Here is a 22,674-nt window from a genome sequence, read left to right as displayed (position 1 = left end):
CCATTAAATGCCGTTACGGTTCATCCGGGCCAAGTGAGTAAACCGGGTAACCATGTTCACGCCATTCCGTCAGCAGCTGTTGCTGCGAGGCGGATGGCACTTCGCCACACCAGACCAGCAGAGTCTGACCATCGAAAAATTCGGGTCGCAGCTGCGCCAGCGAATGCGCAAGGACATCCACGCGCCAGCCCTTTTGCGTCGCAATCCAGGCTTCCAGCCACAGGCGGGTGGTATCGTGCACGTTCCAGCCGACCACCAGCGCATCTTTCCCGGCCTTGTTCTTCGCGGAGGCAAGGCAGACGGCGATGTAGTTGATAAGCACACCATCAAGCATACTGAGCAGCGCCTGCAGGGTGGACTGTTGGCACTGCAGACGACGGCGAAGCGGAATGAAAAGATGCGTGATCAGCGTTTGTGCCGGATAATCGCGCCCTTGCTCTTTTATCCATGCGCGCAGGCGCTGCAGGTTGCCTGCCTGCAGAAGTCTTAGCAGGGTTTCCTGTTGTTCGCGCCAGAGGTGTTGTGTGTCAGGATCGTCCTGGCAAAGCAGAGACTTTACTTTGCCAACCTGCACACCGTTGTCGATCCAGCTTTTAATCTCACGGATCCGGTCGATATCGGCATCGTTGAAAAGGCGATGTCCGCCATCTGTTCTTTGCGGCTTGAGTAATCCATACCGCCGTTGCCACGCCCGTAGGGTAACGGGATTGATATCACAAAGGAGTGCTACTTCACCTATTGTGTAAAGCGCCATATTCGCCCCCTGGCTCACGCTTTCCCAGTTTAAATGTAGACCCACTTTGCCGAACCAGGAAGAATTGATTGATTTTTGAACAAACAATGCGAAGCATGCGCGATATTCAGAAAAAGGTGTGATAACGGACACGATTTTGCGCTTTTTTGGGGTGCTTCAAAGAAAGTAGCCCCTTATCAGTGTATGTTACGCGTTTTTAGCGTGTGCGGTTTTGAGTATGTACGAGTTTAATCTGGTGCTGCTGTTGCTTCAGCAGATGTGCGTGTTCCTTGTCATCGCCTGGCTGATGAGCAAAACGCGCCTGTTTATTCCGCTGATGCAAGTCACCGTCCGCCTGCCGCACAAATTCCTCTGCTACGTGGTATTTTCCATATTCTGCATTATGGGGACCTGGTTTGGCCTCCATATCGAAGATTCTATTGCTAATACGCGCGCTATCGGCGCGGTGATGGGGGGATTGCTTGGCGGTCCCGTCGTCGGTGGTCTTGTCGGTTTAACGGGTGGCCTGCATCGCTATTCCATGGGCGGGATGACGGCACTCAGTTGCATGATTTCCACGATCGTAGAAGGGCTGCTCGGTGGCCTGGTGCATAGCTATCTGATCAAACGTGGCCGTCCGGATAAAGTCTTCAGCCCACTGACCGCAGGTGCGATTACCTTTGTCGCCGAAATGGCGCAGATGGCGATCATTTTGCTGATTGCCCGCCCGTTTGAGGATGCGCTGCACCTGGTCAGCAGCATTGCCGCCCCGATGATGGTGACCAACACCGTGGGGGCGGCGCTGTTTATGCGTATTTTGCTCGATAAACGTGCCATGTTTGAGAAGTACACCTCGGCGTTTTCCGCAACTGCGCTGAAGGTTGCAGCTTCGACGGAAGGGATCCTGCGCCAGGGCTTTAACGAAGAAAACAGCATGAAGGTTGCGCTGGTTCTCTATAAAGAGCTGGATATCGGTGCCGTGGCGATAACAGACCGTGAGCGGCTGCTGGCTTTTACCGGTACCGGGGACGATCACCATTTGCCCGGGAAACCCATCTCCTCAGCCTATACGTTGCGCGCCATTGAAACTGGTGAAGTGGTTTATGCCGATGGTAACGAAGTGCCTTATCGATGTTCGCTGCATCCGCAGTGCAAACTGGGTTCTACGCTGGTCATTCCGTTGCGCGGAGAAAACCAGAGAGTGATGGGTACCATCAAACTGTATGAAGCGAAAAATCGCCTGTTCAGTTCCATCAACCGCACGCTGGGGGAGGGGATCGCCCAGTTGCTTTCCGCACAGATCCTGGCCGGGCAGTATGAGCGCCAGAAGGCGTTGCTGACCCAGTCAGAGATAAAACTCCTGCATGCTCAGGTGAACCCGCACTTCCTGTTTAACGCCCTTAATACGCTTAAAGCGGTCATCCGCCGCGACAGCGATCAGGCCGCGCAGCTGGTGCAGTTTCTGTCGACCTTTTTCCGTAAGAACCTGAAGCGTCCTTCTGAGATCGTGACCCTGGCCGATGAGATTGAGCACGTTAATGCTTATCTACAGATTGAGCAGGCACGTTTCCAGTCGCGCCTGCAGGTGTCGCTCTCCGTCCCGGATGAGCTGGCCCATCAACATCTTCCTGCTTTTACCCTGCAGCCTATTGTAGAAAATGCCATCAAACACGGTACCTCACAGCTTCTGGGTATCGGGGAGGTCACTATTTCCGCCAGCCGTTTTAATCATCATCTGGTGCTCGATATCGAAGATAACGCCGGGCTTTACCAGCCTTCCGCTACAGGAGGTTTAGGGATGAGTCTGGTAGATAAACGTCTGCGTGCCCATTTTGGCGATGACTGCGGCATCACCGTCGCCTGTGAGCCCGATCGATTTACCCGAATTACCGTACGACTGCCGCTGGAGGAGAACGCATGTTAAGAGTGCTGATTGTGGATGACGAGCCGCTGGCACGGGAAAACCTGCGCGTTCTGCTGCAGGAACAGCCTGATATTGAGATTGTGGGTGAGTGTGCGAACGCCATTGAGGCTATCGGTGCTGTCCACAAACTGCGCCCGGACGTGCTGTTCCTCGACATTCAGATGCCCCGAATCAGCGGGCTGGAGATGGTCGGGATGCTCGATCCGGAGCATCGTCCCTACATCGTGTTTTTAACCGCATTCGACGAATATGCCGTTAAAGCCTTTGAGGAGCACGCGTTTGATTATTTACTCAAGCCAATTGAAGAGAAGCGGCTGGAAAAGACCCTGACCCGATTACGCCAGGAGCGTACCGTTCAGGATGTCACGCTGTTGCCCGAGAACCAGCAGCCGCTGAAGTTTATCCCCTGCACCGGACACAGCCGGATTTATCTTTTGCAGATGGATGATGTGGCATTTGTCAGCAGCCGCCTGAGCGGCGTATTTGTCACCAGTGCGGAAGGAAATGAAGGGTTTACCGAGTTGACCTTGCGGACGCTGGAGAGCCGCACGCCGCTCATTCGCTGCCATCGCCAGTATCTGGTCAATATGGCGCACCTGAAAGAGATCCGCCTGGAAGACAACGGTCAGGCAGAGCTGGTGCTGCGCGCCGGGCAAACGGTGCCGGTTAGCCGTCGCTACCTGAAGAGTTTGAAAGAGGCGATTGGCCTGTAAAGCTGGTACACTGCGCGCCATTGCATCATCGACATTCGAAGGCTCTATGCTCAGTAACGATATTCTCCGTAGCTTGCGCTACATCCTGAAAGCGAATAATAACGACATGGTGCGCATTCTTGCGCTCTCCGACATGGAGTCCACGTCGGCCGGTTTCGATACCTGGATGACCAAAGAAGACGAAGAGGGCTTTGTCCGCTGCCCGGACATTATTCTGTCTGGCTTCCTGAACGGCCTGATCTATGACAAGCGCGGTAAAGATGAGTCTGCGCCAGAGCTGGCGCTGGAGCGTCGCGTAAACAACAATACGGTGCTGAAAAAGCTGCGTATTGCGTTTTCACTGAAGACTGACGATATCCTGGCGATCATGACCGAGCAGAAATTCCGCGTCTCGATGCCAGAGATCACCGCCATGATGCGTGCCCCGGACCATAAGAACTATCGCGAGTGCGGAGACCAGTTTATGCGCTATTTCTTGCGCGGGCTGACGAATCGCATACACAGCGCGAAGCCATAAAAAAAGCCGGAGATTATCTCCGGCTTTTTTGTTATTTCACCTGCTGACCAGGCTTCGCGCCTTCGTCAGGACTTAACAGGAAGATATCTTTCCCGCCAGGGCCTGCGGCCATCACCATGCCTTCAGAAATACCAAAGCGCATTTTGCGTGGTGCCAGGTTAGCCACCATGACCGTCTGGCGGCCAATCAGCACCTGTGGGTCTGGATACGCAGAACGAATACCCGAGAAGACATTACGTTTCTCGCCGCCCAGATCCAGCGTCAGACGCAGCAGTTTATCGGAGCCATCCACAAACTCCGCGTTTTCAATCAGCGCCACGCGCAGGTCAACTTTCGCGAAATCATCAAAGGTGATGGTGTCCTGAATCGGATCGTCAGCCAGCGGGCCGGTAACCGGCGCAGCAGCGGCTTTCACCTCTTCTTTCGAAGCTTCAACCAGCGCTTCAACCTGCTTCATCTCGATGCGGTTGTACAGCGCTTTAAAGGTGTTCACCTTGTGGCCGAGCAGCGGCTGAGCAATCGCATCCCAGGTCAGTTCAGTGTTCAGGAACGCTTCTGCACGTGCAGCAAGCTGTGGCAGAACCGGCTTCAGGTACGTCATCAGTACGCGGAACAGGTTGATCCCCATGGAGCAGATAGCCTGCAGATCGGCATCACGGCCTTCCTGTTTCGCCACAACCCACGGAGCCTGCTCGTCCACATAGCGGTTAGCCAGGTCTGCCAGTGCCATAATTTCACGCACGGCTTTACCGAACTCACGCGCTTCCCACGCTTCGCCAATGGTGGCTGCGGCATCGGTGAAGGTTTTGTACAGGGCAGGGTCAGCCAGTTCGGCTGCCATCACGCCGTCAAAACGCTTGGCGATAAAGCCCGCGTTACGGGATGCCAGGTTCACCACTTTGTTGACGATGTCGGCGTTCACGCGCTGCACGAAATCTTCCAGGTTCAGGTCGATATCGTCGATGCGGGAAGAGAGCTTCGCGGTGTAGTAGTAGCGCAGGCTGTCCGCATCGAAGTGGTTCAGCCAGGTGCTGGCTTTGATGAACGTCCCGCGGGACTTGGACATCTTCGCGCCGTTTACCGTCACGTAGCCGTGTACGAACAAATTGGTCGGCTTGCGGAAGTTGCTGCCTTCCAGCATTGCTGGCCAGAACAGGCTGTGGAAGTAAACGATGTCTTTACCGATGAAGTGATACAGCTCGGCTGTGGAATCTTTCTTCCAGTATTCGTCGAAGCTGACGGTATCGCCACGCTTGTCGCACAGGTTCTTGAAGGAGCCCATGTAGCCGATTGGCGCGTCCAGCCAGACGTAGAAATATTTACCCGGTGCATTCGGAATTTCGAAACCAAAGTACGGTGCATCGCGGGAGATATCCCACTGCTGCAGACCGGACTCGAACCACTCCTGCATCTTGTTCGCTACCTGCTCCTGCAGCGCGCCGCTGCGGGTCCATGCCTGCAGCATTTCACTGAAGGATGGCAGGTCGAAGAAGAAGTGCTCGGAGTCACGCATCACAGGCGTTGCGCCGGACACCACGGATTTCGGCTCGATAAGCTCGGTCGGGCTGTAGGTCGCGCCGCACACTTCGCAGTTATCGCCGTACTGGTCCGGGGATTTACATTTTGGACAGGTGCCTTTGACGAAACGGTCCGGCAGGAACATGCCTTTTTCCGGATCGTACAGCTGGGAGATGGTGCGGTTTTTGATAAAACCGTTCTCTTTCAGACGCGTGTAGATCAGCTCCGACAGCTCACGGTTTTCGTCGCTGTGCGTGGAGTGATAGTTGTCGTAGCTGATGTCAAAGCCAGCAAAATCAGTCTGATGCTCCTGACTCATTTCGGCAATCATCTGCTCCGGGGAAATCCCCAGTTGCTGAGCTTTCAGCATGATCGGCGTGCCGTGGGCATCATCCGCACAGATGAAATTAACCTCGTGGCCGCGCATTCGCTGGTAACGGACCCAGACATCAGCCTGGATATGCTCCAGCATGTGGCCGAGGTGGATTGAGCCGTTGGCGTACGGCAGTGCGCACGTTACCAGAATTTTCTTCGCGACTTGAGTCATAGTAGGCATTACTTCTTTTAACTGTGAAAAGGGTTTTTGATATTACCAAAAGGGGCATTATTAAGTAAGCACAAACCACGGCCTTTCAGGTAAACTTGTTCATCTAAGGTCTTATTCACAAGAACAAAGGAGTCGGGATGAGTTCTCAATCCCAGGCCAAATCACCGGAAGCCTTACGAGCAATGGTCGCCGGGACGCTGGCTAACTTTCAGCATCCAACCCTGAAACATAATCTTACGACGCTGAAAGCGTTGCACCACGTCGCTTGGCTGGACGATACCCTGCACATTGAGTTGCAGATGCCGTTCGTCTGGAGCAGCGCATTTGACGCGTTGAAAGAGCAAACCAGCTCTGAACTGCTGCGCATTACCGGTGCAAAAGCGATTGACTGGAAGCTGACCCACAGCATCGCTACCCTGAAGCGGGTGAAAAACCAGCCGGGCGTGAACGGTGTGAAAAATATAATTGCCGTAAGTTCAGGCAAAGGCGGGGTAGGTAAATCCTCCACCGCGGTTAACCTGGCGCTGGCGCTGGCGGCAGAAGGGGCAAAGGTCGGTATTCTTGATGCCGATATCTACGGGCCTTCTATTCCAAACATGCTGGGGGCGGAAAACCAGCGTCCAACCTCGCCGGATGGCACTCACATGGCCCCCATCATGGCTCATGGCCTGGCGACCAACTCCATTGGGTATCTGGTCACCGATGATAACGCCATGGTCTGGCGTGGCCCGATGGCCAGCAAAGCGCTGATGCAGATGCTGCAGGAGACGATGTGGCCGGATCTGGATTATCTGGTGCTGGATATGCCGCCGGGGACCGGTGATATTCAGCTCACGCTGGCGCAGAATATTCCGGTTACGGGAGCGGTTGTGGTGACCACGCCGCAGGATATCGCGCTGATCGACGCCAAAAAAGGCATCGTGATGTTCGAGAAAGTGGAAGTGCCGGTGCTCGGTATTGTTGAAAACATGAGCATGCACATCTGCAGCAACTGCGGTCACCACGAACCGATCTTTGGTACGGGTGGGGCAGAAAAACTGGCCGCGAAATATCACACCCAACTGCTTGGCCAGATGCCGCTGCATATCACTCTGCGTGAGGATCTCGACAGCGGAAAACCGACGGTCGTCAGCCGTCCGGACAGCGAATTTGCTGAGATGTATCGCCAGCTGGCGGGGCGCGTTGCAGCGCAGCTTTACTGGCAGGGTGAAGTGATACCGGGTGATATCGCGTTCCGCGCGGTGTAAGTTCCCAGCTCCGAATTGCCGGGTGGCGGTTTCGCCTTACCCGGCCTACGGAATACGGTTTTGTAGGTCAGGTAAGCGTAGCGCCACCTGACTTTACCCAAGCCGGTAATGCATCAGATAGTACTCTCCGTCCGGAGAAATTCCCTTCGACTCAATGTGCCAGCCGTGTCGCTGGTAAAACGCAACAGCCCGCGAATTCTTCTCCAGACACTTAAGCGAACCTGAGCTGGCAAACGTCTTCTGCACCTGCTCCAGGAGCAAGTGTCCGACTCCAAGGCTCTGATACTGCGGGTCAACAAACAGGTTGTGCAGGAAATTATCGTTCGTCCAGACTGAAGCAAAACCCAGGCGATGACCGTTCTGCACGGCGACCCAAATTACTTCGTCACGGGTTGCTGCATCAAAGTCTTCAAGCTGCCACTGTGAATTGTCCAGCCACGGCCAGGCTTCACGCCGGGCGTGGAGGTAGAGCGTGCGCAGGAAAGGGCGATCGCTCTCCTGCCACGGGCGAATCAGGATCGAATCAGCGATGATAGAAGATATCTCCGTTATAGGCTTTGTAGATTTTGCCATCAGTATCACCGATCAGGACGTAATTCTCGCCCATATAGGTCCAGTGTGTACCGGCATCCGGTGCCGGGAGGTTACGCAACTGGTACTGTTTGATGGTGTACTCGGGCGTTTGATACTGCGCAGGTGCGGTGTCGCCAATTTTGAACTTCGTGAAATCAGCGATGAACTCTTGTTCTTCATAAGCTTTGATGCCGCCAGACGCTGACGCTGTTTGCGGGGCTGCTGAAGCCGCACTCGCAAGAGACATTATTACACCCAGAAGTAGCCATGTACGCTTAGCCATTTTTTCTCCAGTTATATCGTTACTGATACTCTCAGCCTGCTGTAGTGATGACGATGTGGCAGACAGCCTATTTTAAGTATCCCAGCAGACCCTGTTAGAAAAAAAATGTAACAAAAGTGGACGATTTTGTGTAGATCAAATGGTTAATACCATTTTGCTTATGAATGATATTTCCTAAAAGCAATTCAGTACAGAAATGTGTTTTTTAATTAATTCTGAAAGTATAAATTTACTCTAAGTTTGTGATCTGAAAGACATGCGTTTTTTTTAAAGACAAATTAAACTTATAAAAGCGGAGCGGTTTAATTTTCAATTCAACTTCCTTCCGTTTCTTAAATTAATCCAGCGCATCATTCGATGATGTGTTTTTTTATTTAACTGCATGAAAAACAGAGCGTTGATGGGTTCAGTAATTCTTCCTGAATTTTCTGTTATACGTTTGTTGTGCTCATGAATCATAAATTAATTTTAATGAAAAACACAACTACACTATTTGTAATATTCTTAGCGATAAGTCAGTTGACTGGCTGTGTATTTTCTCCCGGGCAAGCATTAAGCTCATCAGGGAAAAATATCATCACGACGGGTGATGAATATAATAATGTTGATAAGCGTGTGGATCTTTATCCACTTACCCCTTCCCTGATTGAAAAATTGCGTCCCGCCGTCGTGAAATCTCAGCCAAATCCTAAGCTGGATGAGCAGCTCAGAAACTGGGAATACCGCATTGGAGCAGGTGATGTTTTAACCGTTACCGTTTGGGATCACCCTGAACTGACAACACCGGCTGGGCAATATCGTAGTGCCAGTGATGCCGGTAACTGGGTGAACGCGGATGGTACCCTCTTTTATCCCTATGTCGGAAAGGTCACTGTGGCGGGAAAAACGGTCTCTGAAGTGAGAGAGGAGATCGCCACACGACTGGAGAGCGTTATCGAAAGCCCGCAGGTGGATGTCAGCGTGGCGTCCTTCCGCTCGCAAAAAGCTTATGTCACTGGCGAAGTCGCCAAATCTGGCCAGCAGGCTATCACTAATATTCCAATGACGGTTATGGATGCCGTCAACGCGGCGGGTGGGCTTTCTGCTGACGCTGACTGGCGCAATGTGGTTCTCACTCACGAGGGGAAAGATTTACACCTCTCTCTGTACGCGCTGATGCAGCACGGCGACCTGACGCAAAATAAGCTGCTCTACCCGGGCGATATTCTTTTTGTTCCACGCAATGACGCACTGAAAGTCTTTGTGATGGGGGAAGTGATTAAGCAGAGCACGCTGAAGATGGACAGGAGTGGGATGACCCTTGCCGAAGCGCTGAGCAATGTGGGCGGGTTGAACCAGGACATGGCCGATGCGACGGGTATTTTTGTCATTCGCTCCATTGCTAAAGGCAACAATGCGGGAAAAATCGCCAACATTTATCAGCTTAATGCGCAGGATGCCTCTGCGATGGTGTTGGGCACCGAATTCCAGCTTGAACCCTACGACATTGTTTATGTCACCACGGCTCCGCTGTCGCGCTGGAATCGCGTCATTACTCAGCTCGTGCCGACCATCAGCGGTGTTCATGATCTGACCGAAACGGTCCGTTACATCAGATCGTGGCCGCAATAATGTTCGATTCCATCTTAGTGGTTTGCACCGGCAATATTTGTCGCTCACCGATTGGAGAGCAGTTGTTACGCCAGTTGCTACCGGGAAAACAGATCACCTCGGCAGGCATATTTGGGCTGGAAGGAAGCCCGGCGGATATCCACGCTCAGGACGTGGCCGGGCGACATGGGCTCTCACTCGGTGAACATCGCGCGCGCAAATTAACTCCGCAGATCATGCGGGAATCGGATCTTATTCTGGTGATGGAACCTGCTCATCTTCGCTTTATCTCTGCCATAGCCCCGGAAATTCGCGGCAAATCGCTGCTCTTTGGGCAATGGCTGGAGCCGCAGGACATCCCCGATCCCTATCGTAAAAGCCGTGAAGCATTCGACTATGTTTTCGGACTGCTGGGCAAAGCCAGCCAGGAATGGGCTCATCGATTGAGTCAACAAGGAATAAAGCGTTAATGTCGTCTTACACAACAGGCAGTTACGGTGCCACAACACCGGAAAATCATGAAATTGATCTCATTCGTCTACTCGGCGAAATGATCGATCATCGTGCAGTCATTTTATCGATGACTGTCATTTTTACCTTGCTGGCAGGCCTGTATGCTTTTTTGGCCACGCCCGTATACCGCGCGGATGCCTTAATTCAGGTGGAAGGAAAGCAGGATAATAGCCTGCTCAAAAATTTAAGACAGTTTGGTAATGAGATGTCTCCCGATGTGGAACCCGAAATACTCCTGCTTAAATCGCGCATGATCCTGGGCGCTACCGTTGATGAATTAGGTTTAACGCAGCACGTGACGTGGCGTACTTTCCCTGTCGTAGGGCAGTTGTGGGCGCAGTTGCAGGGCCGTAAGCCAGCGACGATCGCCCTTGGTTGGTTACAACTGCCACTTGTTGATGGAAAACCACGATCCCTTTTGCTCACGGTGCTGGAAAAAGGCGCATACCGGCTGGAAGGCGACAATTTTTATGCTGAGGGTAGGGAGGGAAAACCTTTTGAAAAAGATGGGATTTCCCTGCTGGTGGCGAAACTGAATGCCCCAACGGGCACGCAATTCACGCTACAAACCTGTTCCCGTCTGGAGGCAATCAATGCGCTGAGCAACCAATTTAGCGTAGTTGAATCGGCAAAACAGAGTGGAGTAATGACGCTCACCCTGACCGGCAACGATCCTGATCGTATTGCCCATGTGCTCAACCGTATTGCCAACAATTACCTGCAGCAAAATATTGCCCGTCAGGAAGCGCAGGATTCGCGAAGCCTTGCGTTTTTACAGCAGCAGTTACCTAAAATCAGAATCGAGCTCGAGCAGGCCGAAGAGCGGCTGAATCAGTATCGCAAACAGCGTGACTCGGTCGATCTTTCGCTGGAAGCGAAATCGGTTCTTGAACAGATTGTTAATATCGAAAACCAGCTTAACGAGTTGACGTTTCGTGAGGCGGAGATTTCTCAACTCTTCAAGAAAGATCACCCGAATTACCGCGCATTGCGTGAAAAACGCCAGACGCTGGTACAGGAGAAAGTTCGCCTGAATCAGCGTGTCTCAGCCATGCCTTCGACTCAACAGGACATTTTGCGCCTCAGTCGGGATGTGGAGTCAGGTCGGACAATCTACCTGCAGCTACTCACACGTCAGCAAGAGTTGAACATCTCACGTTCCAGCGCCATCGGTAACGTGCGAATTATCGACAGCGCTGTGACGCAACCTGATCCTGTTAAACCGCGAAAGCCGCTGATTATTGTTTTTGGTGCCCTGCTGGGGTTGATATTCTCAATGGGGCTGGTGCTGGTTCGCATTGCGCTCAGACATGGTCTCAACACCGCCGAGCAGCTTGAAGGGCTGGGAGTTCAGGTGATGGCTACCTTGCCGCGTTCGATGTGGCTGTGGAAAAAAACGCACCTGCACAGGAAAAGAGTATTTGGCTCGCGCTGGAGTCACACGATTACCGATGTGCCTTTCCTGCCTGTTGACCGGCCCGCAGATATTTTTGTTGAGGCTGTGCGGGGGTTACGCACCAGCTTGCATTTCACGTTGCAGGATGCCGCTAACCGGATCGTCATGATTTCTGGCCCGACGCAGGACTGCGGAAAAACGCTGGTCAGCACCTCACTGGCTGCGATTGAGGCACAGGCCGGGCTCAGGGTGTTATTCATTGACGCGGATATGCGTGAGGGATATGTCCATAACGTATTCGGTTTAAAAAACCACACCGGACTTTCCGGGGTGCTTGACGGAAAATGTGCGTGTCAGGAGGCGATTCAGCGCTATGAAAAAGGCAATATTGATGTGCTGACCTGTGGGCCGGTTCCATCGCAACCTTCAGAACTGCTGATGAGCGATCGCTTCAGAGTGTTAATGACGTGGGCAGATGAACATTATGACCTTGTGATCCTTGATACCCCGCCGGTGTTGGCTGTTACCGATGCCGCAGTGGCAGTCAGGGTGGCTGCAACTTCATTGCTGGTTGCTCGCTTTGGCAAGACCAGCCTGAAAGAGATGGAGAACTGCATCAAGCGCCTGCAACAAATGGGGGCGTGCATAAAAGGGACCGTGCTGAACGACGTGGTGAAGTCAGCAGCTCTGTATTACCACTCAGGCTATGGTCAATACGAATATGGCCATAGCACGACACGGCAACCGCGCAAGGATTAAAGTTTTACCAGCGTGGCAAAGCGGTACACTCGCGACACTTCTTTACAGCGAAACGACGCATAGCTCGCTAAGATGACCTTCGTTAACTCTCGAGGTCATAATGGAAAACCGCAAATTCAGCAAACTGCGCCGCTGGGCGCGGGAAGGGATCGTACTCGTTCTGCTGGCGCTGGCCGTGATGTGGGGTGTGGATCAGTACCGCAAGCCGACATTACCTGCCACGTTTAGTGCAACTCCGATGCAGGGGATTGATGGCACGATGCACGACATTGCGGCGCTCAGTCAGGACCGACCGCTGCTGATTTACGTCTGGGCCACCTGGTGCAGCATCTGCCGTTATACCACGCCTGCAGTCAATAAGCTGGCAGAAGAGGGTGGCAATGTGGTGAGTATTGCCATGCGTTCCGGTGATGACGCAAAGCTGGCGCGCTGGGTTGAAAAGAAACTGCTGAAAATGCCGGTGATAAACGATGAAAACGGCGCGCTGTCGCAGGAATGGCAGGTAAGCGTAACGCCGACGCTGGTCATTGTGTCGAAGGGGGACGTTGTCAGCACGACTACGGGGTGGACGAGTTACTGGGGATTAAAAGCCAGAATGTGGTGGGCAGGGGTATAAAAATAACCCCTCTCCTTGCGGAAGAGGGGTTTTGTATTACTTCGCCAGAACTTCCTGAGCGGTGCGCTCAACCAGAGACAGCAGGATTTTAATATCTTCCAGCGTCACGGTTGGGTTCAACAGCGTCAGCTTCAGGCAAGTGACACCGTTATGCTCAGTCACGCCGACGTTTGCACGGCCGGATTCCAGCAGCGCATCACCAATTTTCTGGTTCAGCAGGGCGATACCCGCTTCATCGGTCTGCACCTGTCCGCGGAAGCGGAACAGTACGCTTGCCAGCTGCGGTTGCATAACCAGTTCCAGAGCAGGCTGCTCTTGCACATAAGCCGCAACCTGCTGTGCCAGCGTCACGCCGTGATCGATGATCGCTGCGTATTGCTCCTGACCCAGCGCTTCCAGGCTCATCCACAGCTTCAGCGCGTCGAAACGGCGCGTGGTCTGCAGCGATTTGGACACCAGGTTAGGCACGCCCGCTTCTTCGTCGAACTCAGAGTTCAGGTAAGCCGCCTGATAGCGCATCAGTTCATAGTGGCGTGCTTCTTTCAGCAGGAACGCACCGCAGCTGATGGTCTGGAAGAACTGCTTGTGGAAGTCCAGAGTAACGGAATCCACCAGTTCAATGCCGTCCAGGTAGTGACGATACTGCTCAGACATCAGCAGCGCGCCGCCCCATGCCGCATCAACGTGTACCCAGATATTCTGCTTTGCCGCCAGCTCAGCAATCGCACGCAGAGGGTCAATAGCACCGGCATCGGTGGTCCCTGCTGTCGCGACAATCGCCAGGATCTGTTCGCCATTCGCGTTGCACTGTTCGATTTTCGCCGCCAGATCGGTCAGATCCATGCGCGAGAATTCGTCCGTTTTCACCTGCACCACGGACTGGTAGCCCAGACCCATCAGCGCCATGTTTTTCTGCACGGAGAAGTGCGCGTTTTCTGAGCACAGCACGCGGAACTTACGCAGATCGCCCGTCAGGCCGTCCTGCTGAACGGAGTGGCCCTGACGCGCAAAGAACGCATCACGAGCCAGCATCAGACCCATCAGGTTGCTCTGGGTGCCACCGCTGGTGAAGACACCTGCGTCGCCAGCCTGATAACCCACGCGGGTACGCAGCCATTCGATCAGTTTGATCTCAATGATGGTTGCGGACGGGCTTTGATCCCAGGAGTCCATACTCTGGTTAGTGGCGTTGATCAGCACTTCTGCCGCCTGGCTTACGACCAGGCTTGGGCAGTGCAGGTGCGCCACACACTGTGGGTGATGAACGGACAAACTGTCTTTCAGGAAGAACTCCACGGCGCGTTCAATTGCCGCTTCGTTGCCCAGCCCTTTCGGGTTGAAATCCAGCTTAATACGGTCGCGCAGTTCCGCGACCGTTTTGCCCTGGTACATCTCAGGCTGTTTCAGCCACTGCATCACAGCCTGAGTGCTTTGTTCAATCGCCTGCTGGTAAGCTTCAATGCTCTGTGCAGAGGAGAACAAAATTGGGTTTGAATCTGACATCGTGTTCAACTACTCCGGTTACGCCGGGCGAACGCCCGCAGCAAGCAGTGCCTGCTCGAATTTATCCAGGAAGATTTTCAGCTCTTCATCGCTGATCAGCAGGGAAGGCAGCAGACGCAGAACGATACCGTTGCGACCACCACGCTCCAGAATCAGACCGGCTTCGAAGCACTTCTTCTGAATCAGGGCAGACAGCTCGCCATCACCCGGGAAGCAACCCATGTGGTCAGCAGCTTCGTTTGGCTTAACGATCTCGATACCGATCATCATGCCCAGACCGCGAACGTGGCCGATTACCGGATAGCGCTTCGCCATCTCTTTCAGCTGGCCTTTCAGCCATTCGCCCTGTGCAGCTACTTTGCCTGCGATGTTCTGATCTTTCAGGATTTTCAGCGTGGTCAGACCGGTTGCCATCGCCAGCTGGTTGCCGCGGAAGGTACCGGTGTGGTGACCTGGCGCCCATGCATCGAACTGCTTTTTGATACCGAGCACAGCCAGTGGCAGACCGCCACCTACAGCTTTAGACATCACGATGATGTCTGGCTCGATGCCAGCGTGTTCGAAGGCGAAGAATTTACCGGTACGCGCAAAGCCAGCCTGCACTTCGTCGAGGATCAGCAGAATGCCGTGTTCCTGAGTCACTTTGCGGATACGCTGCAGCCACTCAACTGGAGCCGGGTTCACACCGCCTTCACCCTGAACGGCTTCCAGAATGACGGCTGCAGGTTTGCGCACGCCACTTTCCACGTCGTTAATCAGGTTTTCGAAGTAGTAGGTCAGCGCTTTCACGCCTGCTTCACCACCGATACCCAGCGGGCAACGGTATTCGTGCGGGTAAGGCATGAACTGTACTTCTGGCATCATACCGTCAACCGCTTCTTTTGGAGACAGGTTGCCGGTCACGGACAGTGCGCCGTGGGTCATACCGTGGTAACCACCAGAGAAGCTGATGATACCGCTACGGCCGGTGACTTTTTTCGCCAGTTTCAGCGCCGCTTCCACGGCGTCAGCACCGGATGGACCGGTGAACTGCAGGCAGTACTCTTTGCCCTGACCTGGCAGCAGAGAGAGCAGGTATTCTGAAAACGCGTCTTTCAGAGGCGTAGTCAGATCCAGGGTATGTAACGGCAAGCCGCTGGTAATGACATTTTGGATGCTTTTCAGCACATCAGGATGGTTATGGCCAAGCGCAAGGGTCCCTGCGCCTGCTAAACAGTCAAGGTATTCTTTATTATCTGCATCGGTGATCCACACGCCTTCTGCTTTAGTGATGGCTAAAGGCAGTTTGCGCGGATAACTCCTGACGTTAGATTCAAACTCGGCCTGACGGGCCAGATAGGTTTCGTTGCTTTTGTGGGCATCTACGGTGTCAATACGGACTTTATCCGTCATCATATCACTCCTACAACCGCCGCTTCGTTATGAGCCACGATTGAATAAAAAGTTAAAAAACAGATGGGGGCCTGAAAAAAACGCCGCCAATATAGAGCCTTTTGCCACGGGGCTCAATGGTTAATTTGTTTACTGTTTTGTGACATGGGGCACAGGGGAGGGAATATCCCTCTTTTCTGAAAGAAAATTGCACTTTATTACAAAGTAAAACAGCCGGTTATGGGCAGTCGGCCTGGAGTGTAAAAGCAGAAAAAAGAGTGTGACAAATCGTGCCATTCGCTGACATAAAAGAAGGTATACGACCTCCTTGCCACCATGATATGCAAAAATCCCTGGTCTCTATAGATGCGCAACGGAATCGCGCATTAAAAATGGACTTTCAACACGCGTTGTTTCCCGATGGTTTTCACCGTTAATAATATGCAGGGCACTCAGACGTCCAATTTCATAATGTGGCAGTTGAACCGTTGAAAGAGGGGGGAGAAAGAGTTCTCCGATGCCCACCATATTGTCATAACCGATAACCGCAATATCTTGTGGGATGCGAAGCCCTTGAGCCAGTAGCGTCTGGTACACCATCAATGCGATACGATCGTTGCCGCAGATAACGGAGTCGAATCGGGGAATGCCGTTCTGAATGTGCGCCAGCAAAACTGACGGAATGTCACGATAGTGCTCGTCCCCGAACGCCATATAGCTATGTTCCAGACTGTTCGGGTCGAGCCCAGCTTCATAGCATGCACGTTCCAGCCCCTGACGGCGTCGGGTTGTGGCCAGATGGTCCACGGGTAAATGCAGGCACAGGGGCTGTCGATAACCCTCGGCGAGTAACGCATGCACGGCAGTGTACTGTCCCTGTTCATCATCAGGGATGTAGCTGGCAACTTTTTCATTGATACTTTCGCAGTTAGCCAGCACGCAGGGAAGGGTGAGGAGTTTGGCCGGGAGAGGAACCTGACGTAACCCCATGGTGGTGTAGATAATCCCGTCAGGCCGATGAGAGAGGAGAAGGTCGACAATCGCGTCCGGGTTGTCATCGGTAAACATATTCATCACGAAGCTGTTCCAGCCGTGCATCCGGGCCGTCTCTTCAATGGACAGCGTAATCTCTACCGAGAAAGGTGTCGTCACTGTATCGAGCGCCAGTACGCATATGGTTTTAGGCGAGGCATGCGCACCGCGTATTTTTTTGGCGGACAGGTCAGGCACGTAGCTGGTCTGCTCGATAGCCAACTGAACGCGCGCCAGCGTTTCCGGTTTAAGGCGCTCCGGGCTGTTAAGCGCGCGGGAAACCGTCATCAGCGATACGTTAGCCAGCTTTGCGACGTCCTTCAGGGAAGCCATTTTCTTACTCCGTTAGTGCTCTGTGTGAGAGGGTATACAACTAAGTCGCTGATGTAAAAGGAAGGCTGATGCCCAGGCCTGGTCATGCTTACCTCAGTGATGAATATTTGATCGCGATCTCATTCCTTTAATGTTAACGTTAACTTTCGTGATTAACATCTTAAATCTTAGGCAAACAGCATGAGAAAGAAACGATGTTAACGTTACCATTGAGTCATTACTCCAACATGAGAATGTCATGATGAAAACGCATCACTCTCACAGCTACCCTTTACTGAGCGCATTACTGTTTTTCTTTTTTGTCACCTGGTCATCTTCAGGCTCGTTGCTCTCCATCTGGCTTCATCAGGAAGTGGGCTTAAAAGCGGGGGATACCGGCGTTATCTATGCCGTGCTTTCCGTCTCCGCACTTTTTGCTCAAATCTGCTATGGATTCATTCAGGACAAACTCGGTCTGCGTAAAAACCTGCTCTGGTTTCTGACTTGTCTGCTCATTCTTTCTGGTCCGGCTTTTTTGCTATTTGGTTATCTGCTGCAGGTTAACGTTTTACTCGGCAGCATTTTCGGCGGGATTTATATCGGCCTGACGTTTAACGGCGGAATAGGGGTACTGGAGTCCTATACCGAGCGCGTGGCCCGCCAGAGCCAGTTTGAGTTCGGCAAGGCGAGGATGTGGGGATCGCTTGGCTGGGCGGCGGCAACCTTTTTCGCGGGACTCCTGTTTAACATTAATCCGAAGCTGAACTTCGCTGTTGCCAGCTGTGCGGGCCTGGTGTTTTTTGTTTTGCTGGCGCGTCTCAGGGTCTCTTCCGCCCCGCACGCCATGCAGGAGGCGGTGTCCGGCGGTAAGGTCACGCTGGAAGACGCCTTGCGGCTGCTGACGCTGCCGCGCTTCTGGGCGCTGGTGTTTTTCGTTATCGGGACCTGTATTTATGGCGTTTACGACCAGCAGTTCCCGGTCTATTTCTCCTCCCAGTTCCCGACGTTGCAGGAAGGGAACGCCATGTACGGCTATCTCAACTCCTTCCAGGTGTTCCTTGAGGCGGCTGGTATGTTTTGTGCCCCGTGGCTGGTGAATCGCCTTGGCGCGAAGAATGGTCTGATTTTCGCGGGAATGGTGATGGCGATGCGTATGGTGGCATCGGGTCTGGTTGAGGGGCCGGTATTGATCTCCATTACCAAGCTATTACACGCTGTTGAGCTGCCCGTTTTGTTGGTCTCAATCTTTAAATACAACAGTTTGCATTTTGATAAGCGGCTCTCATCCACCCTCTATTTGGTGGGCTTTGCCTGTACAAGCTCGGTGATTGCCTCGGTCTTGTCGCCGCTGGCAGGCTACAGCTATGAGAAGTACGGCTTTGCCCAGTCCTATCTCATCATGGGGCTACTGGTATTCAGCACCACGTTTATCTCCATCTTCCTGTTGCGCTCGGGTAAGTCCTCTTCTGACCCGCTCATGCCGCAACCTTCCACCATCTGATCGAAAGAGTAGACAAATGACGTATTCTATTACGAAAGCAGAACAGGAACTGCAGTCCAGACGCGAAGGGCTTAACCTGCGCTGGTATCCCCGTTACCACCTCGCCGCACGTGCCGGCTGGATGAACGACCCGAATGGTCTGGTCTGGTTTGACGGCTGGTATCACGCCTTTTATCAGCATCATCCTTATTCGACCCAATGGGGGCCGATGCACTGGGGCCATGCGCGCAGCCAGGATTTAGTTCACTGGGAGCACCTCCCGGTTGCGCTGGCACCGGAAGGACCAGACGACAAGGACGGCTGTTTTTCTGGTTCAGCGGTGGTGGATGGCGATACGCTGGCGCTGATTTACACCGGACACAAATTCCACGGCGATCCCGACGAGGCTAATCTCTATCAGGTGCAGTGTCTGGCAACCAGCCGTGATGGTGTCCATTTTGAGCGACAGGGAATGGTAGTTGATACGCCACCTGGCCTGCATCACTTCCGCGATCCGAAAGTGTGGCGTGAAGGGGATAGCTGGTACATGGTTGTCGGTGCGCGGGATGGCGAGACGGGTCAGGTACGCGTTTATCGTTCTGCTGATCTGCATGAGTGGCTGGATATGGGCGTACTTGCGGTGGCGGAAAAAGAGATGGGCTATATGTGGGAATGCCCGGACTTTTTCACTCTCAATGGCAAGCGCGTGCTGATGTTTTCGCCTCAGGGGCTGGTGGCTGAAGGCTACAAAAATCGTAATCTTTTCCAGAGCGGCTATCTGTTGGGCGAGTGGCAGCCCGGTCAGCCCTTTGTGCGTGAAGGTGAATTTGTGGAGATGGATCGCGGGCATGATTTCTATGCACCACAAAGTTTCCTGACACCTGATGGCCGCCGCATCGTCATTGGCTGGCTGGATATGTGGGAGTCCCCGCTGCCGGAACAGGAGGATAGTTGGGCCGGCATGCTCTCTTTACCGCGCGAGCTGACGCTGAGTGCGGATAACCGTCTGCAAATGCGGCCGGCCAAAGAAGTTGAAACCCTGCGCGGGGCGTGGTTCCCCTGGCCGATAAGTACGCTTAATAATCAGCAGATGACGCTGGTGGAACACTGCGAGGCGATGGAGGTCATTCTGCAGTGGGATTGCGCTAATAGCAGCGCGGAACAATACGGCATTCGTCTTGGAAGCGGGTTACGTGTTTATGTTGATGCGCAGATGCGGCGCCTGGTACTGGAGCGAGACTATCCACAGTATGGCCTGTGCGGTACCCGAAGCGTCGCGCTTAACCTGAACGACGCACTCAGTCTGCGCCTGTTCTTTGACTGCTCTTCCGTAGAAGTGTTTGTTAACGAGGGCGAGGCGTGCCTCAGCAGCCGCATATATCCTGATGCAGAATGCCGTGAGCTGGCATTGTTTGCCTGGACGGGGGGAGCGTCGCTTATACATGGCGGGGCGTGGCAGCTGGAGTAAAGCGTGACCGGGGGATACGGGTAGCAGGTCAGATCAATTTAAAATAAAGCCCCATATTAATGGGGCGTCTTAAATCCGGGATTGCATTGACCAGCTGATAACGTTGCGCGAGAACAGGTCAACAACTCCGGCCAGATACAGCCAACCTTCGTATGCCCGGATGTAAGTAAGAGCGGCTTTAGCAGTGTACTAAAGTCTTATATGCCGCTTACTTTTGTGAGCATTACCTCAATTATTTAGAAATCTGTGAATTTACCACTTTATCATCTTCAACCATTAACGTAAGTGTATAACCTGTTTTATGCCATTTTCCGTTATTGGGTTTCCATCCCTTAGAGAGTAGGTACTCAGAAGCAGTAGAGATAGACATGTTCATCACATGATCTGCTTCATTGGCTGGAGTAGAAACTTTTTGTTTCGTTGAAGCTGTAGCGTTACATTTTCCTGTGGCTTCATCTACTTGCGTACAGCCAGAGTTAGCAAGTTCTTTTCGATGGTGCTCACTTATAGCGGCGGCGTTAAAAGCAGCAACAGAAAGCAAAAAAAATATTAAAACTCTTTTCATGATTGATACTCTGTTTAATTAATCATTGTTATGGTGCTTGCCGCTGTTCTTTGCCCAAATACCAGTACCTGCAGCCGCATCACGGGCATTAGCATATGCGGCATTTTGAGCAGCGTTATTAATTGAATCTTGTCTATTGTGCTCGACTGTGTAACAGGTATCACGACTTATCCCTTGCGCTTCACATTCAGCCATTCGTTGAGCAGGAGAAGAGCAAGCAGATAAGGATGTCGCAAGACTAGCAACGAATACGACATTTACTAATTTCTTCATTACCATCACCTTAGATTAGAACGCTATCAACCGATATTAATTTAAATGCACTTATAGAGTTTAAAGCTATCTCTTCACATTCAGTTGCTTTTATATTGAAATTGCCCTCTTTAATTCTTCGCTTAATGACAGTTCTGGTTTTATTGAAATCTTCTTTATTGTTAGATGCTTTCATTATCCCTAATGCAGCACATACCGAAGAAGGGGATGAATCACTATAAATAGTGGCTTTTGGTACGTTACCAGAAGTACATCCAGTGACAATGCTAACCAGAGCCAATAAATAAAAGTATTTTTTCAATGTTGTTCATTCCTGTCTTGTGTGATTAAAGAAGAAATCTAATAAGCACCTCAGAAAATACAGCTAAAATTATTCCACATAAACCCAATCCAGATACCTACAAAAATCAAAATAAAATACAATACAGCTGACCTGCTCCCCGTTGATTAGTACACCCCGATGTTAGTAATGTCTTCATAAGCCACATGAGGACATCCCCATGAAGAAGCGTTTTTCCGACGAACAGATCATCAGTATTCTCCGCGAAGCCGAAGCTGGGGTACCCGCCCGTGAACTCTGCCGCAAGCATGCCATTTCCGATGCCACGTTTTACACCTGGCGTAAGAAGTATGGCGGTATGGCGGTGCCTGAAGTTAAGCGCCTGAAGTCGCTTGAGGAAGAGAACGCCAGACTCAAGAAGCTGCTTGCCGAAGCCATGCTGGATAAAGAGGCGCTTCAGGTGGCTCTTGGGCGAAAGTACTGACGACAGACCAGAAGCGGGAAGCCGTGATGTTGATGTGTGATGCGACCGGTCTGTCGCAACGTCGTGCCTGCAGGCTTACAGGTTTATCCCTGTCGACCTGCCGCTATGAGGCTCACCGTCCGGCTGCTGATGCGCATTTATCAGGGCGCATCACTGAGCTGGCACTGGAGCGCAGGCGTTTTGGCTACCGTCGTATTTGGCAGTTGCTGCGCCGTGAAGGGCTTCATGTTAATCATAAGCGCGTGTACCGGCTTTATCACCTCAGTGGCCTGGGCGTAAAACGCAGAAGACGTCGTAAAGGGCTGGCAACAGAACGTCTGCCGCTGCTCCGTCCGGCGGCGCCCAATCTGACCTGGTCGATGGATTTCGTCATGGACGCACTTTCCACCGGTCGCAGGATCAAGTGTCTTACCTGCGTCGATGATTTCACAAAGGAATGCCTGACGGTCACTGTTGCCTTTGGGATTTCAGGCGTTCAGGTCACGCGTATTCTGGACAGCATTGCACTGTTTCGAGGCTATCCGGCGACGATAAGAACTGACCAGGGGCCGGAGTTCACTTGCCGTGCACTGGATCAATGGGCCTTTGAGCATGGTGTTGAGTTGCGCTTAATCCAGCCGGGCAAGCCAACGCAGAACGGATTTATTGAGAGCTTTAACGGACGATTTCGCGATGAATGTTTGAATGAGCACTGGTTCAGCGATATCGTTCATGCCAGGAAAATTATTAATGACTGGCGGCAGGATTATAACGAATGCCGCCCGCACTCCACGCTGAATTATCAGACACCGTCTGAATTTGCAGCGGGCTGGAGAAAGGGTCATTCTGAGAATGAAGATTCCGACGTTACTAACTGAGTGTTGTATCTAATCGTGGGGGCAGGTCACAGCAGAAAGGAAAACATATTTTGCCATGATCGCTATCATCAGTATAATTAGACAGACCCCGCCAGCTAAAATTCATGAGGTAATTTTGTA

21 protein-coding genes are annotated in these 22,674 nt (G+C 52.5%); 11 read left to right on the top strand and 10 right to left on the bottom strand.

Features of this window, described 5'->3' with window-relative positions:
• Window positions 1–13: 13 nt before the first annotated feature.
• On the bottom strand, window positions 14–754 hold the full coding sequence (gene mlrA, locus ACLHV8_RS14635; protein WP_049008217.1) for an HTH-type transcriptional regulator MlrA: 741 nt from the start codon (window positions 752–754) through the stop codon (window positions 14–16).
• Window positions 755–971: 217 nt separating this feature from the next.
• Between mlrA and ACLHV8_RS14630 the strand changes: the two genes are divergently transcribed.
• Genes ACLHV8_RS14630 through ACLHV8_RS14620 form a run of 3 tightly spaced genes read left to right on the top strand, consistent with a single transcriptional unit; the run spans window position 972 to window position 3,887 of the window.
• Window positions 972–2,657: a sensor histidine kinase gene (locus ACLHV8_RS14630; RefSeq protein ID WP_208594236.1), complete on the top strand. Its 1,686-nt coding sequence runs from the start codon at window positions 972–974 to the stop codon at window positions 2,655–2,657.
• The gene (gene btsR, locus ACLHV8_RS14625; RefSeq protein WP_024908144.1) at window positions 2,651–3,370 is read left to right on the top strand and encodes a two-component system response regulator BtsR; all 720 of its coding nucleotides are present in this window, start codon (window positions 2,651–2,653) and stop codon (window positions 3,368–3,370) included. The genes ACLHV8_RS14630 and btsR overlap by 7 nt, the downstream gene beginning before the upstream one ends.
• A 46-nt stretch (window positions 3,371–3,416) precedes the next feature.
• Window positions 3,417–3,887: a DUF1456 family protein gene (locus ACLHV8_RS14620; RefSeq protein WP_208594245.1), complete on the top strand. Its 471-nt coding sequence runs from the start codon at window positions 3,417–3,419 to the stop codon at window positions 3,885–3,887.
• A 31-nt stretch (window positions 3,888–3,918) separates the two neighbouring features.
• On the opposite strand, the gene metG is transcribed toward ACLHV8_RS14620, so the two are convergent.
• Entirely contained in the window at window positions 3,919–5,952 is a 2,034-nt protein-coding gene (metG, locus tag ACLHV8_RS14615; protein WP_028016329.1) for a methionine--tRNA ligase, read from the bottom strand.
• Window positions 5,953–6,089: 137 nt separating this feature from the next.
• On the opposite strand from metG, the gene apbC reads away from it, so the two are divergent.
• The gene (gene apbC / locus ACLHV8_RS14610; protein ID WP_028016330.1) at window positions 6,090–7,199 is read left to right on the top strand and encodes an iron-sulfur cluster carrier protein ApbC; all 1,110 of its coding nucleotides are present in this window, start codon (window positions 6,090–6,092) and stop codon (window positions 7,197–7,199) included.
• 93 nt (window positions 7,200–7,292) lie between these two features.
• On the opposite strand, the gene ACLHV8_RS14605 is transcribed toward apbC, so the two are convergent.
• Both ACLHV8_RS14605 and ACLHV8_RS14600 read right to left on the bottom strand, forming a co-directional pair.
• On the bottom strand, window positions 7,293–7,772 hold the full coding sequence (locus ACLHV8_RS14605) for a GNAT family N-acetyltransferase (protein WP_208594237.1): 480 nt from the start codon (window positions 7,770–7,772) through the stop codon (window positions 7,293–7,295).
• Window positions 7,723–8,055, bottom strand: a complete 333-nt coding sequence (locus tag ACLHV8_RS14600) for an RcnB family protein (RefSeq protein WP_128347454.1) — start codon at window positions 8,053–8,055, stop codon at window positions 7,723–7,725. The genes ACLHV8_RS14605 and ACLHV8_RS14600 overlap by 50 nt, the downstream gene beginning before the upstream one ends.
• A 471-nt stretch (window positions 8,056–8,526) precedes the next feature.
• Between ACLHV8_RS14600 and ACLHV8_RS14595 the strand changes: the two genes are divergently transcribed.
• The 4 genes from ACLHV8_RS14595 (at window position 8,527) to ACLHV8_RS14580 (ending at window position 12,929) form a co-directional block, all read left to right on the top strand.
• Window positions 8,527–9,666 carry a polysaccharide export protein gene (locus ACLHV8_RS14595; protein ID WP_410376974.1) on the top strand — a complete coding sequence of 380 codons (1,140 nt, stop codon included), beginning with the start codon at window positions 8,527–8,529 and terminating at the stop codon, window positions 9,664–9,666.
• On the top strand, window positions 9,666–10,115 hold the full coding sequence (locus ACLHV8_RS14590) for a protein-tyrosine-phosphatase (protein ID WP_028016334.1): 450 nt from the start codon (window positions 9,666–9,668) through the stop codon (window positions 10,113–10,115). Before ACLHV8_RS14595 ends, ACLHV8_RS14590 begins: the two co-directional genes overlap by 1 nt.
• On the top strand, window positions 10,115–12,313 hold the full coding sequence (gene etk, locus ACLHV8_RS14585) for a tyrosine-protein kinase (protein ID WP_128347455.1): 2,199 nt from the start codon (window positions 10,115–10,117) through the stop codon (window positions 12,311–12,313). Before ACLHV8_RS14590 ends, etk begins: the two co-directional genes overlap by 1 nt.
• 100 nt (window positions 12,314–12,413) lie before the next feature.
• The gene (locus tag ACLHV8_RS14580) at window positions 12,414–12,929 is read left to right on the top strand and encodes a protein disulfide oxidoreductase (RefSeq protein ID WP_410376973.1); all 516 of its coding nucleotides are present in this window, start codon (window positions 12,414–12,416) and stop codon (window positions 12,927–12,929) included.
• Window positions 12,930–12,965: 36 nt separating this feature from the next.
• Here ACLHV8_RS14580 and ACLHV8_RS14575 read toward each other — a convergent pair whose 3' ends face one another.
• The 3 genes from ACLHV8_RS14575 to ACLHV8_RS14565 form a co-directional block, all read right to left on the bottom strand.
• The gene (locus ACLHV8_RS14575; RefSeq protein ID WP_208594238.1) at window positions 12,966–14,432 is read right to left on the bottom strand and encodes a pyridoxal phosphate-dependent decarboxylase family protein; all 1,467 of its coding nucleotides are present in this window, start codon (window positions 14,430–14,432) and stop codon (window positions 12,966–12,968) included.
• 18 nt (window positions 14,433–14,450) lie between these two features.
• Window positions 14,451–15,827: a diaminobutyrate--2-oxoglutarate transaminase gene (locus tag ACLHV8_RS14570; protein WP_028016338.1), complete on the bottom strand. Its 1,377-nt coding sequence runs from the start codon at window positions 15,825–15,827 to the stop codon at window positions 14,451–14,453.
• Window positions 15,828–16,163: 336 nt separating this feature from the next.
• Window positions 16,164–17,168 carry a LacI family DNA-binding transcriptional regulator gene (locus ACLHV8_RS14565; protein WP_208594239.1) on the bottom strand — a complete coding sequence of 335 codons (1,005 nt, stop codon included), beginning with the start codon at window positions 17,166–17,168 and terminating at the stop codon, window positions 16,164–16,166.
• Window positions 17,169–17,406: 238 nt separating this feature from the next.
• Between ACLHV8_RS14565 and ACLHV8_RS14560 the strand changes: the two genes are divergently transcribed.
• Both ACLHV8_RS14560 and ACLHV8_RS14555 read left to right on the top strand, forming a co-directional pair.
• Complete coding sequence (locus tag ACLHV8_RS14560; protein WP_028016340.1) at window positions 17,407–18,648, top strand: MFS transporter; 1,242 nt, start codon at window positions 17,407–17,409, stop codon at window positions 18,646–18,648.
• A gap of 16 nt (window positions 18,649–18,664) precedes the next feature.
• Entirely contained in the window at window positions 18,665–20,095 is a 1,431-nt protein-coding gene (locus ACLHV8_RS14555; RefSeq protein WP_208594240.1) for a glycoside hydrolase family 32 protein, read from the top strand.
• Between the two features lie 232 nt (window positions 20,096–20,327).
• Here ACLHV8_RS14555 and ACLHV8_RS14550 read toward each other — a convergent pair whose 3' ends face one another.
• Genes ACLHV8_RS14550 through ACLHV8_RS14540 form a run of 3 tightly spaced genes read right to left on the bottom strand, consistent with a single transcriptional unit; the run spans window position 20,328 to window position 21,234 of the window.
• Window positions 20,328–20,660, bottom strand: a complete 333-nt coding sequence (locus tag ACLHV8_RS14550) for a hypothetical protein (protein ID WP_208594241.1) — start codon at window positions 20,658–20,660, stop codon at window positions 20,328–20,330.
• A gap of 18 nt (window positions 20,661–20,678) precedes the next feature.
• On the bottom strand, window positions 20,679–20,933 hold the full coding sequence (locus ACLHV8_RS14545; protein ID WP_208594242.1) for a hypothetical protein: 255 nt from the start codon (window positions 20,931–20,933) through the stop codon (window positions 20,679–20,681).
• Between the two features lie 10 nt (window positions 20,934–20,943).
• Complete coding sequence (locus tag ACLHV8_RS14540; protein WP_152691822.1) at window positions 20,944–21,234, bottom strand: hypothetical protein; 291 nt, start codon at window positions 21,232–21,234, stop codon at window positions 20,944–20,946.
• Between the two features lie 199 nt (window positions 21,235–21,433).
• Here ACLHV8_RS14540 and ACLHV8_RS14535 point away from each other — a divergent pair.
• Window positions 21,434–22,554 (top strand): IS3-like element ISSen4 family transposase gene (locus ACLHV8_RS14535; RefSeq protein ID WP_121528277.1). Its coding sequence is split into 2 segments (ribosomal slippage): window positions 21,434–21,692 and window positions 21,692–22,554, totalling 1,122 coding nucleotides; the frame shifts between segments, so codons are not numbered across the junction.
• The last annotated feature ends 120 nt before the right edge of the window (window positions 22,555–22,674 follow it).

This window comes from Enterobacter sp. CPE_E863 (genome assembly GCF_046521465.1).
In the GTDB taxonomy this organism is placed as follows: Bacteria; Pseudomonadota; Gammaproteobacteria; order Enterobacterales; family Enterobacteriaceae; genus Enterobacter; species Enterobacter adelaidei.
Note: the sequence above shows the minus strand (reverse complement) of the source record. Positions and strands in the feature narration are given on the sequence as shown.

Coding starts and splice junctions, on each gene's coding strand:
- apbC (WP_028016330.1), top strand. CDS start 6,090: ATGAGTTCTCAATCCCAGGCCAAATCACCGGAAGCCTTACGAGCAATG.
- ACLHV8_RS14570 (WP_028016338.1), bottom strand. CDS start 15,827: ATGATGACGGATAAAGTCCGTATTGACACCGTAGATGCCCACAAAAGC.
- ACLHV8_RS14580 (WP_410376973.1), top strand. CDS start 12,414: ATGGAAAACCGCAAATTCAGCAAACTGCGCCGCTGGGCGCGGGAAGGG.
- ACLHV8_RS14590 (WP_028016334.1), top strand. CDS start 9,666: ATGTTCGATTCCATCTTAGTGGTTTGCACCGGCAATATTTGTCGCTCA.
- ACLHV8_RS14565 (WP_208594239.1), bottom strand. CDS start 17,168: ATGGCTTCCCTGAAGGACGTCGCAAAGCTGGCTAACGTATCGCTGATG.
- ACLHV8_RS14595 (WP_410376974.1), top strand. CDS start 8,527: ATGAAAAACACAACTACACTATTTGTAATATTCTTAGCGATAAGTCAG.
- mlrA (WP_049008217.1), bottom strand. CDS start 754: ATGGCGCTTTACACAATAGGTGAAGTAGCACTCCTTTGTGATATCAAT.
- ACLHV8_RS14560 (WP_028016340.1), top strand. CDS start 17,407: ATGATGAAAACGCATCACTCTCACAGCTACCCTTTACTGAGCGCATTA.
- ACLHV8_RS14550 (WP_208594241.1), bottom strand. CDS start 20,660: ATGAAAAGAGTTTTAATATTTTTTTTGCTTTCTGTTGCTGCTTTTAAC.
- etk (WP_128347455.1), top strand. CDS start 10,115: ATGTCGTCTTACACAACAGGCAGTTACGGTGCCACAACACCGGAAAAT.
- ACLHV8_RS14630 (WP_208594236.1), top strand. CDS start 972: ATGTACGAGTTTAATCTGGTGCTGCTGTTGCTTCAGCAGATGTGCGTG.
- ACLHV8_RS14605 (WP_208594237.1), bottom strand. CDS start 7,772: ATGGCAAAATCTACAAAGCCTATAACGGAGATATCTTCTATCATCGCT.
- ACLHV8_RS14555 (WP_208594240.1), top strand. CDS start 18,665: ATGACGTATTCTATTACGAAAGCAGAACAGGAACTGCAGTCCAGACGC.
- metG (WP_028016329.1), bottom strand. CDS start 5,952: ATGACTCAAGTCGCGAAGAAAATTCTGGTAACGTGCGCACTGCCGTAC.
- ACLHV8_RS14600 (WP_128347454.1), bottom strand. CDS start 8,055: ATGGCTAAGCGTACATGGCTACTTCTGGGTGTAATAATGTCTCTTGCG.
- ACLHV8_RS14620 (WP_208594245.1), top strand. CDS start 3,417: ATGCTCAGTAACGATATTCTCCGTAGCTTGCGCTACATCCTGAAAGCG.
- btsR (WP_024908144.1), top strand. CDS start 2,651: ATGTTAAGAGTGCTGATTGTGGATGACGAGCCGCTGGCACGGGAAAAC.
- ACLHV8_RS14575 (WP_208594238.1), bottom strand. CDS start 14,432: ATGTCAGATTCAAACCCAATTTTGTTCTCCTCTGCACAGAGCATTGAA.
- ACLHV8_RS14545 (WP_208594242.1), bottom strand. CDS start 20,933: ATGAAGAAATTAGTAAATGTCGTATTCGTTGCTAGTCTTGCGACATCC.